The sequence below is a fragment of the Affinundibacterium baiyunense genome, from assembly GCF_018139645.1.
GTDB classification, from domain to species: domain Bacteria; phylum Pseudomonadota; class Gammaproteobacteria; order Burkholderiales; family Burkholderiaceae_D; genus Undibacterium; species Undibacterium baiyunense.
Map to the genome: position 1 here is coordinate 36,825 of NZ_JAGSPM010000002.1, position 16,439 is coordinate 53,263.

8 protein-coding genes are annotated in these 16,439 nt (G+C 48.1%); all 8 read left to right on the plus strand.

Going from position 1 to position 16,439, the window contains the following annotated elements; translation table 11 throughout:
• Nucleotides 1-74 precede the first annotated feature (74 nt).
• The 8 genes from KDM92_RS03460 to KDM92_RS03495 all read left to right on the plus strand — a co-directional run bounded on the left by KDM92_RS03460 (nucleotide 75) and on the right by KDM92_RS03495 (nucleotide 16,284).
• Entirely contained in the window at nucleotides 75-1,046 is a 972-nt protein-coding gene (locus KDM92_RS03460; protein ID WP_212683031.1) for an alpha/beta fold hydrolase, read from the plus strand.
• Nucleotides 1,047-1,324: 278 nt separating this feature from the next.
• A complete protein-coding gene (locus KDM92_RS03465; RefSeq protein WP_212683032.1) occupies nucleotides 1,325-3,709 on the plus strand; it encodes a DEAD/DEAH box helicase in 2,385 nt (794 codons plus the stop codon).
• 216 nt (nucleotides 3,710-3,925) lie between these two features.
• Nucleotides 3,926-6,799, plus strand: a complete 2,874-nt coding sequence (locus KDM92_RS03470; RefSeq protein ID WP_212683033.1) for an SNF2-related protein — start codon at nucleotides 3,926-3,928, stop codon at nucleotides 6,797-6,799.
• A gap of 119 nt (nucleotides 6,800-6,918) precedes the next feature.
• Complete coding sequence (locus KDM92_RS03475; RefSeq protein WP_230408156.1) at nucleotides 6,919-8,562, plus strand: AIPR family protein; 1,644 nt, start codon at nucleotides 6,919-6,921, stop codon at nucleotides 8,560-8,562.
• Nucleotides 8,563-8,564: 2 nt separating this feature from the next.
• The gene (locus KDM92_RS03480) at nucleotides 8,565-10,565 is read left to right on the plus strand and encodes an ATP-binding protein (RefSeq protein ID WP_329603122.1); all 2,001 of its coding nucleotides are present in this window, start codon (nucleotides 8,565-8,567) and stop codon (nucleotides 10,563-10,565) included.
• A 12-nt stretch (nucleotides 10,566-10,577) separates the two neighbouring features.
• Entirely contained in the window at nucleotides 10,578-12,383 is a 1,806-nt protein-coding gene (locus tag KDM92_RS03485) for a site-specific DNA-methyltransferase (protein ID WP_230408157.1), read from the plus strand.
• Between the two features lie 72 nt (nucleotides 12,384-12,455).
• A complete protein-coding gene (locus tag KDM92_RS03490) occupies nucleotides 12,456-13,499 on the plus strand; it encodes a virulence RhuM family protein (protein ID WP_212683035.1) in 1,044 nt (347 codons plus the stop codon).
• A 46-nt stretch (nucleotides 13,500-13,545) separates the two neighbouring features.
• Nucleotides 13,546-16,284, plus strand: a complete 2,739-nt coding sequence (locus KDM92_RS03495; protein ID WP_212683036.1) for a DEAD/DEAH box helicase — start codon at nucleotides 13,546-13,548, stop codon at nucleotides 16,282-16,284.
• Nucleotides 16,285-16,439 lie beyond the last annotated feature (155 nt).

Here is a 16,439-nt window from a genome sequence, read left to right on the forward strand (position 1 = left end):
TTTAATTTCAGTCTTAATTTTAGTTCTATCCAATGATCTCAAACCCAAACATCTTTTTAAGAATCGAGAACACCATGACATTGAGCAAAGTAATCCAAATCAGTTTTTCTACCATTGTATTTGTCGCTTGCACCGTGGCGACAGCTTACCAAGTAGCGATGGCAGCGCCAGCAACCACAACAACTACAGCTGCAACTGCAAGCGCCACCACCAAAGCCGAACAATTTCAAGTGGGCAGTATGTATGTGGAAAAATATACGAATCCGAATGCGAAAGGTGCTCCAGTCATTTTGATTCCCGGCTTATCGAGCGGTGGTTATGTGTGGGATGACACGGTCAAACATCTACAGAAAGAGCACGAACTATATGTCATTACATTGGCAGGTTTTAATGGCAAACCTGCGATGGCTGGCCCAAAGATGGCAAAGGCAAAAGAATCCTTATTGACCTTGATCCAAACCCAAAAAATTCACAAGCCAGTGTTGGTTGGACATAGTTTGGGCTCAGCTTTATCGATCTGGTTCGCCCAATCACATTCCGATTTAATTCGTGGTGTGTTTGGCGTCGATGGTTTGCCCGTGTTCCCACGCTCAGAAAATATGAATCAAGATCAACGCAATGCAATGGCAGATAATTTGCGCGTGCAAATGGGTAGCGCCGATCAAAAGACCTATGCACAGCAACAAGTCCAATACATGCGCACAATGGGCGTAGTTGATGTGCAATTAGCCGATAAGATCGCCGCCTTGAGTGCACAAAGTGATCCAGCTGCTAGCGCCGAATACATGGCAGATTTATTTCGCCTCGATTTGCGCAAAGACTTGCCAGCAATCGGCGTGCCACTGGCGATGGTATCACCCTACTACGCACCAGATTTTGCGGCATCAAATCTCACCGCCGAGGCAAAACACGCTTATTACGAAGGCTTAATGAAAGGTACACCGAAATTACGCATGGTACCAATCGCCGGCGCCCGCCACTTCCCCATGTATGACCAAGCGCAGGTGTTTCAGGAAAAGTTGGCTGAGTTTATCAATAGCTTATAGAACTGCGATAAACGCTTAAACGCAATAAGCAAGAACTAACCTCCATCGTTAAAAGAAATGCCGCGGTTTATTCGACGCGGCATTGTCATTTTTACAGAAGATATTTTTTTACTACCGAAATACTTGCTATTCCAAGCTAATTCCATGATTTTTAAGCGAAAAATAGCGAAGCCATTAGGCAGAAACGGTATCTAAGAGTAAACTACGGCCTTATGCTTTTTCGCATCCAGTGAAAAACGCGCCTCTTGTACCCGATGTTCCTCTAGTGAGCCCGCCCCATGTCTGAAGCCCAATTATCCCCTTCTATCACCTTTGCCGACCTGCAATTGAGTGATGCCATCCAACGCGCATTGAGCGACGTTGGTTACGAATCGCCATCGCCGATTCAAGCTGCAACGATTCCTACATTGTTAGATGGTCGTGATGTCTTAGGTCAAGCGCAAACAGGTACGGGTAAAACGGCTGCATTCGCCTTGCCTATTTTGTCGAATATCGACATTCACCAAACAGCACCACAAGCACTGGTGTTAGCACCAACGCGCGAGTTGGCAATTCAAGTGGCGGAAGCTTTTCAGACGTATGCACGTTATATCCCTGGCTTTCATGTCTTGCCAATTTATGGCGGTCAAAGTTATGGTCCGCAATTATCTGCACTGCGCCGTGGCGTACACGTGGTAGTTGGTACTCCGGGTCGTGTGATCGATCATTTGGATAAAGGCTCACTCGATTTATCGCAACTTAAAACCCTCGTGCTTGATGAAGCCGACGAAATGCTGCGCATGGGCTTTATCGACGACGTCGAACGCATCTTGCAAGAGACACCAGAAGGCCATCAAACCGCGCTGTTCTCCGCAACGATGCCATCGGTGATCAAACGCATCGCGCAAACCTATTTGAACAAACCAGCTGAGATCACAGTCGCAGCAAAAACCGGCACCGCCGACAATATTCGCCAACGTTATTGGTTGGTCAGCGGCATGCACAAGCTCGATGCTTTAACTCGTATTCTCGAAGCCGAAACCTTCGACGGCATGATCATCTTCGCCCGCACCAAACTCGGTACCGAAGAACTCGCCGACAAATTGGCCGCGCGCGGTTTCTCTGTTGCTGCGATCAATGGCGATATTCAACAAGCACAACGCGAACGCACGATTCAACAGCTCAAAGACGGCAAGATTGATATCTTGGTTGCGACCGATGTTGCAGCACGTGGTCTCGACGTGGAGCGAATTAGCCATGTGGTTAACTACGATGTGCCCTACGATCCAGAAAGCTACACCCACCGCATTGGCCGTACCGGTCGTGCAGGTCGCAGCGGCGAAGCGATTTTGTTTATCACTCCACGTGAAAAAAATCTCTTAAAAGCGATCGAACGCGCTACCCGTCAACCGGTATCACCACTCGAATTACCGACGATTCAAGCGGTTAATGATGTGCGTATTGCACGCTTCAAAGATCAAATCACCAATACGCTGGCAGAAGGCGAACTCGAACAATTCCTCAGCGTGATCGAATCTTACGAACAAGAACACAATGTGCCCGCAATCGAAATCGCTGCAGCGCTCGCCAAAATGGCACGCGGAGACGAGCCTTTGCTACTCGATAAAAATAGACGCGAAGTCAAAAACGACGACAGCTGGCGCGATGAAGTCAGCTCACGCGGCAGCCGCAGCGAACGCGGTGATCGCCCTATGCGTGGCGATCGTGGCGACCGCGGAGACCGATTCGGCGAGCGCGAAAGCCGTGGCCCACGTCGCGAGCACAGCCCACGAGTGGCAGAACCTGGCATGCGCACCTTCCGCATCGCCGTTGGACACGAACACGGCGTCAAGCCCGGCAATATCGTTGGCGCGATTGCGAATGAAGCGAATATCGAATCCAAATTTATCGGCCGCATCGACATCTACGACGATTACACCGTCTTAGATTTACCCGATGATTTGCCAAAAGACATGCTCACACATTTAAAGAGCGTGCGCGTTGCAGGGCAAGCTTTAAATATTCGAGCAGATGGTGAAGCTGCGACGCATACCGATGCCGCACCACGTAGATCAAATGAGCGTAGCGAACGTACTGAGCGTTCAGAACGCACGCCAAGAGCCGAACGCGCGCCGCGTGATGATCAGTTTGAAAAGAAATCTGATCGCAGCAAACTAGATCAAGTCGTCGCCCGCGCAGCATCACTTCCCGACGAAGAAGCGCCAGCCAAAGCCGATAAAAAACGCGCAGAAACAAAAGGCAAAGTCGCGATCCCAATGCAAACCTTCCGCATCGAAGTCGGCAAACAACACGCAGTCACACCAGGCAACATCGTCGGCGCCATCGCCAACGAAGCGGGACTCGATGCCAAGCTGATCGGTCACATCGGCTTGTTTGACGACTACTCCACCGTCGATCTACCAATCGGCATGCCAAAAGACATTCTCAATCACCTCAAAGGCGTCTGGGTCGCAGGCAAAAAACTAGAGATCAAAGAAATCGGCACCAGCACGATGTTGGTCAATGCGAAGCCCGTTCCTCTGAAAGAGCGCATTACTGGCGGCAATCGCCGTGTGGCTGAGAAAGATGCAGCGCCACGCGTCAAAAAACCAGCCACTGCACGCGGTGGTAGTAGTAGCCGATTTGAGAATGTAAAAGGGGTCACTCGAGGCAAAAAGGTTTGATGCAAGTCAAATATTTGTAATCAAAAAAACCGCCCTTGAGGCGGTTTTTTACATGTAAGTTTGCATGTAAAAATTCAATAAAATTTAGATCGAAAAATAGACGATTGCCTAGGCTTAAAACAGTCCTAAAAAACATTGATATTACCTTTGTCGACATACGAACAAGTGCTACTATTTGCAGCTCTATAATTTGATGAGCTACTTGAGGCACCGCAATTGACATCGAGTTTTAAACTTACACATCAACAGAGCCTTTATTACGCATGGCTACTCACGCGCAGAACGGCTGGCGACTCAGTCGAATCACTCGCATCCACACTTGTCGATTCCCAAGTTGATCTCAACCCGCATCAGGTAGAAGCAGCGCTCTTTGCTTGCTCAAATCCTTTATCGCGTGGTGTGATTTTGGCTGATGAAGTTGGCCTCGGAAAAACGATTGAAGCTGGTTTGGTCATTTCGCAGCGTTGGGCTGAACGTCGTCGTCGCATCTTGATTATCACGCCCGCAAATCTTCGCAAGCAATGGCATCAGGAACTACAGGATAAGTTTAATTTACAGTCGGTGATCCTAGAAGCGAAGAGCTATAACGCAATCAAAAAAGAAAAGCGCACGAGTCCGTTTGACCTAGGAACAGGCCCTGTCATTTGCTCCTACCAATTCGCCAAATCAAAAGCAAAAGATCTCAAAGCGATCGCCTGGGACTTGGTGGTGCTCGATGAAGCTCATCGCCTGCGCAATGTCTACAAAACTAGCAATGTCATTGCCAAAGCTTTGAAAGAAGCATTGGAGCATGTCCATTCCAAAGTTTTGCTGACGGCGACCCCTCTTCAGAATTCCTTACTAGAGCTATACGGTCTGGTTAGTATCATTGACGATCGTGTATTTGGTGATGTTGATAGCTTCCGTTCGCAATTCACAGCGCAACCTCGTGAACAAGCGTTCGCCGCATTACAAGCAAGGTTGAAAAATGTTTGCAAACGAACTCTTCGTAGTCATGTGCAACAGTACGTCCCCTACACAGCGCGTAGAGCAATCGTGCAAGAATTTACGCCTTCTGTGGAAGAACGAGAGTTGTCAGGTTTAGTAGCGGATTATCTGCGCCGGCCGAATCTAAATGCCTTACCTGATGGGCAAAGACAACTTATTTCTCTCGTATTGTGGAAACTGCTTGCTTCATCAACGCATGCAATTGCAGGTGCACTTGAAACGATGGCGACCCGCTTGCAAGCTGAGCTCACCGAGGCCGAGAATATCCCCAACATTGCTGAAGTGCTCGACAATGATTACGAGTCATTAGAAGAGACGGCCGATGAATGGGGCACAACAGATCACGACACAAACGAACTAGATGCTACGAAGCGCGATGCGGTAGCAAGTGAAATCTCTGAACTGCTTCATTTTAAGAACCTAGCAAGCAATATTCGAGAAAACGCTAAAGGGACAGCATTACTCACAGCCTTGGGCAGAGCATTCGAAGAATTGGAACGACTGGAAGCGCCTAAAAAAGCCATCATCTTCACCGAGTCCAAGCGTACCCAAGACTATTTGCTCAAACTCCTCGCAGACACACATTACGGCGAAGGTATTGTCCTTTTCAACGGCACCAATAGCGATGCACGCGCGCAAGCAATCTACAAGGATTGGATTAAACGGCACGAAGGTACCGACCGCATTACTGGATCAAAAACCGCTGATACGCGTGCAGCACTTGTAGAACATTTCAAAGAACGCGGCACAGTGATGATTGCAACGGAGGCAGGTGCGGAAGGGATTAACCTGCAGTTCTGTTCGCTTGTCATCAACTATGATCTGCCATGGAACCCACAACGCATCGAACAACGCATTGGTCGGTGTCATCGCTATGGGCAAAAATTTGATGTGGTCGTTGTCAACTTTGTAGATCGTAGTAACGAGGCGGATGCACGCGTCTATGAATTACTCGCGCAGAAATTCCAATTATTTGAAGGCGTGTTCGGCGCCAGTGATGAAGTGCTTGGTGCGATTGGCTCGGGTGTCGACTTTGAAAGACGCATCGCCGACATCTATCAAAACTGCCGCGAACCAAGCGCCATCAAAGCCAGCTTTGAACAGTTGCAACGTGATCTTTCGAGCGAGATCAACGAGGCTATGGTGAAGACCCGCCAGATCTTATTAGAGAATTTCGACGAAGAAGTCCAAGCAAAATTGCGTGTTCGCGCGGATGATAGCCAAGCCATTCGCGGAAAATACGAACACATGCTACTCGAACTCACGCGCGCAGAGTTGCATGAGCATGCCCAGTTTGACGAGCACGGTTTTGTTTTAAATAGCCTACCAGCCCCCGACCTTGACGAGCTTGAGTTAGGTCGTTATGAACTACCAAGACGTTCAGGTGATTCGCATTTGTATCGCATCAATCACCCTCTCGCACAATGGGCGACCAACCAAGCAAAGAACCGCATATTAGCCCCAGCCAAAATCATTTTTGATTACGAGGCGTATGGCACAAAAATCAGCACGCTTGAACCGTATCGAGGCAAGCGCGGTTACTTGGCGTTACGGCTGATTACAATTGAAGCGCTCGGCAATTTGGAGCAACGATTGATCATTGCCGCAGTTACTGCGGATGGAAAAATATTGGAAGAAGATGATCCAGAAAAACTACTTCGCCTGCCAGCAAAAAGCCTGGAGTCCATTCAATCAAATACAGCCCCTTCTTCACTCAAGCAAGATCTATCAGAGCGGCAAGCCAACTTACTTGATGAGATCAATCAACGCAATTTAGTTTACTTCGAACAAGAAGTTCAAAAGTTGGATGCTTGGGCAGATGATCTTAAACTTGGCATCGAAGAAGAGATTAAAGAAATAGATCGACAAATCAAAGAAGTGCGACGCACCGCGACAAGCGCACTTACCCTTGATCAAAAACTCTCTTGGCAAAAACAACAACGCGAGCTTGAAGCAAAAAGAACAAAACTTCGACGTGAGCTTTTTGATCGTCAGGATGAAATTGAGTTGGAACGGAATGACTTAATCAACGAACTCGAAAATAGTTTAAAACAAAATGTTCAAAATCAAACTTTGTTTCACGTTGAGTGGGAGTTGATGTAATGTCCTCCGCACCAACTCGACCTCTTGAACTTGACCTATTATGTCAAAAATTAGATTCGGACTATTCTTCACTAATAATAGGGACAGGGACTACACCGGAATCTCGCCGTTCCAACTTTATGTCTAAAGCCATCGCAGCCTTTGTAATTAACACTGCGGCGGGCGCCTCTCTCGAGGCAGCCGTCGCGGCAAGTATAGACGGAGGCCTTGATCATGGAATTGATTCGGTTTTTGTTACCAGTGACCAAACAATTTGGCTAATACAATCAAAATACAAAGATTCTGGGTCCGGAGAACCAGATCTTGGTGACGTTTCGAAATTCCGCGATGGCGTCACTGATCTCATTTGTGGGCATTGGGGTCGTTTTAATTATGCATTGCAGAGCCGACGAAGCGAAATCACTGCTGCCCTAAACAGCGGGGTGTGTAAAGTGCGTGTCATACTTGCTTACACCGGAACCGCAATCTCGGATGATAGGCGTAACCTTTTTGCTGATCTTGAGCGTGCATTTAATCAAACGACACCTGCTTTCTTACGCTGTCAAGCATTTGGTCTAACTTCACTTCATGACCTACATTTAGATAGCAGTTCAGCACAAACTATAGAAGAAACTTTGATTTTAAAAGACTATGGTCACACGCAAGAGCCATATAGAGCATTTTATGGGCGTATAGAAGCAAAACGGCTTGCAGAACTATGGCATGCCTACCAAGACAGATTGGTTGATAGAAACATCCGTCGCTTCAAAGGGACCACTACGGTCAATAAAGGACTCTCAGAAACATTAGAAAATGAAGCTGAACATTTTTTCTATTTCAACAATGGTGTTACTTTCCTCTGTCAATCCATAGATGAACTTCATCCACGCGATCCGCACAGAGGAAATGGTAAATTCCGTGTTCGTGGCATATCCATTATTAATGGTGCACAAACGGTTGGAGCTATAGCTAGACAACCATTAGCTCATTATGACGTGAAGCCAGCGACAGTTATGGCGACTTTCGTATGCTTAGACAACACACCAGATGGTTTTGGGGATCAAGTTACTCAATCTCGTAATCGACAAAATGCGGTAGATATGGAAGATTTTGCTGCATTAGATGAGCGGCAGACAATGTGGCAACAAACGTTAAAAATGGCCGGCATTGAATACATCGTGAAACATGGTCAAGATGATCCTTCATCGTTAAATTCTTGCTTTAGCGCGCGAGAGCTTGCACCCTATTTAGCATGCACGATAACTTCGAACGATTGGCCAGACTATTTGATTGCAGCAAAGTCTGACAAAAAGAAACTTTTTGGACGTGATGGATTGGTAGCCACATCCGACCCATTGCGTCATGCGTACGACCATGTATTTCCAGATTCACTTACCGCAAAAAAGATGTGGCGAATCACTCAAATTGGGAGGATGGTAATTCAAAAGATTCGAGACAGATCTCGCGCAGAAACGGATCCGAGCAACTTCTCTACTGGAACTTTGCCTGCAAAAGAGATTCTCCGTGAGGGTGTTTGGATGATTCTGCATATCATCTTCATTAGGCTACAATTGCAAAATGGATCAGATTTGTACATCAATAGCGAAGAAGACAATAGACTATCTTTGGAAGTGGATCTTGTTGCCAATTGCATGATACAGGTAATACAAGCTATCCAATGGAATAAGCAAGCTCGCAGTGTTTTTGAAAATAAGACCGACTGTGGAACAGTGAAGAACCGCTTAATGGCGGCCTTAGTACAACAAAGCCATCGAGGAAACTAATAGTGCAAGCGAATATCAAAGGTTTGGTGGATAGACTAGAGCTCTCTCAAGCCAAGGCTATGATGCCTCTGTATGAAGCTATTTCCAACGCTATTGATGCCATTGAAGAGCACCAAGATGGTTTCATCAACCACTCGATTCGTATACGGATGGTGGCGTCCAATGACCTCGTCCACCAGGGCGGAGACGGAACGCTGGTCGTTGACGGCTTCGATGTCATCGACGATGGCGTTGGCTTCAACGACAAGAACCTGGCCTCCTTCAAGGAGGCCCACACCCTGTCGAAGGTGAAGCTGGGTGGTCGAGGGGTCGGCCGCTTCACCTTTCTGAAGGTGTTCTCGTCCGTCCGCATTCGCAGCGTTTTCAAGCGCGAGGGCAAGGCGCTGCTTCGCGAGTTCGACTTCAGCATTGAAGATGAGTTGAAGGGCGCGGATGTCACTTCCGAGGTCACCGAGAAATGCGGCACGCAGACCTCTCTGCGCGGCATGAACGAGAAGTTCCGCGCTGGGTGGCCCACCCAGCCCGAGACGATTGCCGAGCGCGTGATCGCTCATTTCTTGATCCGCTTTGCGGCTCGCTCTTGCCCGCCGATGACGCTGGAATCACCTGGTCACGCGCCGATTGACCTGCACGCACTGTTCCAGTCCACGGTGCTGACTCACATTGAAGAGCAGTTCTTCGATGTGTCCGGCCACACGTTTGCCTTGCAGGCCTATCGACACCGTGATGGCCGCTCGCGACATGAGCTGAACCTGTGCGCCAACGGGCGAGAAGTCACCACCACCAAGCTGCGAGACCTGCTGCCCGAGCTCCCCGAGAAGTTTCTGGATGACGAGCAGTCCCCCTACACCCTCATCATACTGGTGACCGGGGAGTACCTGGACGACCATGCCAACCAAGAGCGCACGCGCATCGCCTTCCAAAGCGACGACGAGCCCGAGCTGGAGCAAACGCTGGTTTCTCGCCGCACCTTGAACCAAGGCATCACAGGCGCATTGCGCCCTTTGCTCTCGGGCGACCTGAAGTCAACCAACGAAGAGAAGCGTGCCCAGATCGAAAAGTTTATCGAGCATGCCCCCGAGTACCGCGCACTCACGCATCCTCGCTACAGAGAACTTCTTGAGCAGCGGATTCAGCCGGGTCTATCCGCCGAAAAGCTCGATGAAGAAATGCTGCACGTGAAGCGAACCGTCGAGGACGAAGTACGCAAAGAGGCTAAACACGTCGCAGCGCTTTTTGAAACTGAGACCTTCGAACAGTACCAGGAGAAGTTCAAAGAAATTGCCGAAAAGGCGAACGAGATTGGAAAGGCTCAACTCGCCGCATACATCGCGCATCGACGAACAATTCTCGACCTGGTCAACAATAGCCTAAAAAAGAAACGCACGGATGACAAGTACCCTCTCGAAAGGGTCTTACATAAAATGATTTTCCCCATGGGCATGACTTCGAAGGACATCTTCTTCGAGCAGCAGAATCTATGGGTAATTGACGAGCGGCTTTGCTATCACACGCTGCTCACATCCGACAAGAAACTCAAGAGCGTTGCAGGGCTCGATGACACGTCGGGGCGAGAGCCAGACATATTTGCCTTCTTCTATGACACCCCTATCGGTGTCGCTGAGCCTGACAACCTACCCGGTGGAGGCGTGGTCATTATTGAGTTCAAGCGGCCCGGTCGGGACAACTATGACAAGGACCCGGCAGATCAGATCATTCAGCGGTTCCGCGAGATCGCTGAAGGAGGCGTCGCCGATGTGGACGGCCGCCAAATCAATCCTGCGAACCTTCGGTACACCGGCTACCTGATTGCTGATTTAACGCCGTCCCTACATCGACAGGTATTCGGACGCTACCACCGCACCGCCGACAACGAGGGCTATTTCTCACCTTTGGCGACTGGCAACGGCTATATCGAAATTCTCTCCTACGACAAACTTATCAAGGATGCGAACCGTCGCAATCGCATCCTGTTTGACAAGCTTGGCCTGCACAAGAACTAAGGTGACATCACCATGAGCAAACAAAAACTAGAACTAACCTGGATCGGCAAGGGAAAACGACCCAAGCTGGAACCGCGAATTTTGGTCGAAGATCAAGAGCGGTCATATCACGCCAGACACCGCGTGACCGAAAACGACATCTTTGACAACCGGTTGATTTTCGGTGACAACCTGCTGGCCTTGAAGGCGCTGGAGCAGGAATATTCAGGAAAGATCAAGTGCGTATACATTGACCCTCCATTCAACACTCAACAAGCATTTGAGCATTACGACGACGGGTACGAGCACTCGATCTGGCTGGGTTTAATCCGAGACCGTATTGAGGTCATTCGTCGTCTCATGACTGACGATGGATCTCTCTTTGTTCACATCGATGACAATGAACTTGGCTATCTAATTGTATTGCTCGATGAGGTATTTGGACGAGCCAACCGAATCGGCATTGTTACATTCAAGCAAAGTTCCGCATCTGGCCCCAAGGCAATTAACCCAGGACTGGTAACAACTAACAACTACCTGCTCTACTACACCAAGAACAAAAGCGCATGGTCACCAAATCGTGTGTTTGTTCCTGGCGAACGCGACGACCGATATTCAAAGTGCATTGAAAACTTCGAAGATCATTTCAGCGGCTGGAGACTGATCGGGCTGCGTGAAGCATTCCTTCGAAGCGCAAAACTAGAATCATGGGACGTGGCCAAGGCGAAGTTTGCCGACAAGCTCGAAGTCAAATTATCCGAATTTGTTGTTTCAAATGCTCATCGAATAGTTCGCACTGCACGGGTGGCAGCTAAAGATGTTAATGAATCGGCCAGAGAGGCGCTCGAAAAGTCAGCTGAAGACCGAACACGTGTTTTCTGTTCACCAAGAGAAGGAAAAGATGCCTATTACTTCCTTGGCGGCGAACAGCTTGTTTTTTACAAGTCCAAAACGCGGGTAATTGATGGAGTCACCGTCACAGCTTCGCCTCTAACCAACCTTTGGGATGATTTACTATCAAACAACCTTCACAACGAAGGCGGCGTTTCATTCCCTAACGGCAAAAAGCCAGAGGCATTAATTAAGAGATGCCTTGAACTCTCAACTCAGCCTGGAGATATTGTTCTCGACTCATTCGGCGGGTCAGGAACAACAGGCGCTGTTGCACACAAAATGGGACGCCGGTGGCTCATGGTTGAGTTGGGCGAACATTGTCACACCCACGTAATCCCTAGATTGCGGGCAATTATCGATGGAATGGATCAAAGTGGTATTTCAAAGGCAGTTGGATGGCAAGGCGGCGGAGGTTTCCGTTACTACCGTCTTGCCCCAAGCTTGATCATCAACGACCGCTGGGGCAATCCGGTGATTAATCCTGAATACAATGCGGCGCAATTATCTGAGGCATTAGCGAAATTAGAAGGCTTTAGCTATGCGCCTTCTGAGACCGCGTGGTGGCAGCATGGCCATTCTAGCGAGCGTGATTTTATTTATGTGACGACGCAAAATCTCTCAGCAGAACAGTTGCAAGCCTTGTCCGATGAAGTGGGTGTTGAACGTAGCCTGCTGGTCTGCTGCGCAGCCTTTCATGGCGTGACAGCGGCTAAAGCATCTGAACGCTGGCCGAATCTCACCTTAAAGAAAATCCCAAAAATGGTGTTGTCGCGCTGTGAATGGGGACATGATGACTACAGCCTGAATGTCGCTAATTTGCCGATGGCGGAACAGAACGAAGAGCCCGCTCCACAAGCCACTGTCAAAGCAAAGCCGCGCGCGAAAAAAGCCGTGAGTAGCACGCCTGATCTGTTTAGCATGGATGCCGAAGAGGGGCAGGAATAATGACGCAGAGAACTCAAAATGCGGTTATCCGAAATTTTTGGATAAAACCACACTATTTGGGGAGGATAAAGCATGAACGAATTACCTAAGGCGCAAGGTGATTTTCTGCTGTATCAAACCGAAGATGCACAAACCCGAGTACAGATACGCTTGACCGACGGTACGCTTTGGCTTACCCAAAAGCAATTGTCAGAACTTTATCAAGTATCGGTGCCGACCATTAATGGTCACTTACGTACGCTGTATGGTGATGGGGAATTGGATGCAGAACGAACTATTCGGAAATTCCGAATAGTTGCCCTGGAAGGCGCGCGGAATATAGAGCGGCTGACCGATCACTACAACTTAGACGTGGTGCTACAAGTTGGTTATCGGGTACGTTCACACCGTGGTGCACAGTTTCGGCGCTGGGCGACTGAGTTGCTCAAGAGCTATCTGGTCGAAGGTGTGGCGATGGACGACGCGCGCTTTAAGACTGGTGAAGATACTGAGTATTTTGAGCGCCTGCTTGCCCGCATACGCGATATACGCTCTTCTGAAAAAGAGTTCTGGCGTAAGGTGCTGGATATTTTTGCGACGAGTATCGACTACGACGCACGTACCGATGCTGCGCAGAAGTTTTTTGCGACTGTTCAAAACAAGATGCACTGGGCTGCGCATGGCCACACTGCATCAGAATTAGTGTTAGACCGAGCTGATGCAGGTCAAAACAATATGGGGCTCACCAATTGGTCAGGACAGGCAAAAGGTTTGCCCGTACGCAAAGCGGATGTCTCGATTGCCAAAAATTATTTAAATGAAGAAGAACTCGGCATGCTGAACCGCATCGTGACTGCGTACATCGAGGTCGCTGAATTACAAGCACAAGCGCGGCAAAGTATGACTATGCAAGACTGGATCAATCGGCTCGATGATTTTTTACGTATGACAGGCCGCGAGGTACTCAGCCACGCGGGCAAAGTTATGGCAAAAGTCGCGCAAGCCAAATCCGAAGCACAGTTCGCTTTGTTTGAGCAACAAAGACTATCAGGCACCAGCCAAGTTGAGCGCGATTTTGAAGAGGCAATTGCTAAGCCGGTGCAGCGCATCGGCGCAACACGGGGCGCAGGCAAATGACAAAGCAAAAACAAGTAAGAACAAGAACAAATAGACGGGTAAAACTATGAATGCACGAGTACAGAATCATGTTACGGGTCGTTTATCTTTGCGACCGCCGCAAGCGGAGTCTTTAACGAAACTCATTTCAGCCTTAGAGGCGGCGCCCGAGATGCTGGAACAAGAGCGTGATGTTGCTGCGATTTTAAGTACGCTAAAAGCGGCATTCCCAACATTAGAAGATTTTGAACGTGAATTTCCTTCTCTGTGTTTTTCACTCGCAACTGGCGTGGGGAAAACTCGATTAATGGGGGCATTTATCGCTTATCTGCATTTAGCACATGGTATTAATAATTTCTTTGTGCTAGCACCAAATTTAACGATCTACAACAAGCTGATTAGCGACTTTACGCCAAATACGACTAAGTATGTGTTTAAGGGCATCGCCGAATTTGCACAACAAGCGCCGCTGATCATTACAGGCGATAACTATGACCAAACAGGAGCTGTGGTGCAAGATCAGCCTTCTGGTTTTGCCCACGATGTGCGTATCAATATTTTCAATATTTCCAAAATTAATTCTGAAGTTCGTGGTGGAAAGGAACCGCGTATTAAGCGCATGAAGGAAGTTCTTGGCGACAGTTATTTCAATCATTTGGCAACACTGCCTGACTTGGTTTTGCTAATGGATGAATCGCATCGTTATCGCGCTAGCGCTGGCGTGCGTTCGATTAATGAGTTAAAGCCTTTGTTTGGCTTAGAAGTCACGGCGACACCGTTCGTGGAATCATCGCGTGGCCCAGTGCCATTTAAGAACGTGGTAATGGATTACCCTTTAGCGCGGGCGATGGAAGATGGTTTTGTCAAAGAACCCGCCGCGGTTACCCAACGTAATTTCGATGCGCGAGCGCATACGCCAGAGGAAATTGAAAAGATCAAGCTCGAAGATGGTATTCGTTTGCACGAATCGACCAAAGTTGAGCTGCTTACTTATGCGCGTGAAAATAGCGTCAATGTGGTGAAGCCCTTTATGTTGGTGATTGCACGCGATACGACACACGCATCGCAATTAAAATCACTAATTGAGTCAAGCGCATTCTACGAGGGGCGTTATGCGAATAAGGTGATTCAGGTTGATTCTAGCCGCACGGGTGCTGAAGAAGAAGAGATGATTGCTAAGCTGCTGGCGGTTGAGAGTGTGGACGAGCCTACTGAAATTGTTATCCACGTCAATATGCTGAAAGAAGGTTGGGACGTGACCAACCTTTACACCATCGTTCCTTTACGCGCTGCGAATGCTCGTACCTTGATCGAACAATCGATTGGTCGCGGCTTGCGTCTGCCTTATGGGAAACGTACTGGTGTCGCGGCGGTGGATCGCTTGAATATTGTGGCACACGATAAGTTTCAAGAGATTATCGACGAAGCTAATCGCGGTGATTCACCTATACGATTGAAACAAGTGATTTTGGAAGCACCAAGTGCGGATGATAAGAAAGTCAGTATTCAAGTGCCATCAGGTGCACGCGCTCAGCTTGGGCTTGTTGAAATGGGGTCGCCGCTACCGCAAACACTAGCTACTACTTCAGCGCAATCACTTAGCACATCAATCTCTGTTTTTGCTACGCCACAAGAACGCCAAGCCGCGGTGATGGTGATGCAGGTGATTGAAGAATATGAGGTGAAGCGTGAACTAGTACCAACAAGTAATGCGCTGCTTACGCCTACCGTACAAGCAAGCATCCTAGCGGAAGTCACCGAGCGACTTAGACCAGTACAAGGTAATCTCATTGCGGAAGCGGATATAGCATCACCTAGTTTAGATTTATCCGCAGTCATCGCAAAAACAACGCAAGTTGTGGTTCAACAAACCATCGATATTCCTAAAATTACTGTCGTACCGACTGGTGAAGTGACCACGGGATTTAATCCTTTCCAACTTGGTATTTTGCCGAACTTTCAGCCGGGACAACGTGAGATTGTTGGGCAAGAACTACGCACCAATCAGCAATTCACCATGAGCCGCGAGAGCGGGAACAAAGAGCAAAGATTTGAGGACTACATCGTTAAAAAACTAATTGATTTTGACGACATCGATTATTTTACTCAAGCCGAATTGCTCTACGACCTTGCTGGTCAGGCGGTTGCACGCTACCAAGAACAAAACTATTCAGAAGCAGAATTACACGAAATTTTTGATACCTATGGCGCTGATTTAGCACGCCTCATTCGTGCGGAGATGATGAATCATTTTTGGGAGAAAGCGACTGATTATGTCGCCCAGGTACACAAAGGTTTTTCAGCACTTAAGTCTTGTAATTACACGGCTATAGAAGGAGATTCTATTCGTAACTATCGAGAAACAGTTGAAGAATTAGGCAAGATTAAGCAAATGCTTTTCGGAGGATTTCAACGGTGCTTGTATCCTTTGCAGAAATTTGATTCTGACACTGAACGCAGATTCGCAGTCATCCTTGAGAAAGAAGCTTTGAAATGGTTTAAACCAGCTAAAGGGCAATTTCAAATTTACTACAAACTTGGCAATGAGCAGCCGGAATATATTCCCGACTTTGTGGTGGAAACAGACACGACGATCTGGATGGCGGAGACTAAAAAGCGAGCGGATATAACGTCTGACGAAGTCCTCGCGAAAGCTTCCGCCGCAGTGAAATGGTGTAAAGAGGCTTCTAAGTATACGCAGTCTGTTGGGGGTAAAGAATGGCGTTATCTCTTGATTCCTCACGATGGTATTAATGAGGCGATGCGACTTGTTGACTATTTGAGATTTGAGTATCAATCAACGTAATCGATAGAAAATGGCCATTGATTCAAAATGCCAAGTTCACCATAATTAGATGGGTGGGGCTCCGAGCTTGTAGTGAAGTCCTTAATAGCGTTCATGCGCATAGACAGAATTCAGATTAAAAAAACCGCCACGAAGGCGGTTTTTTATAGCTATAA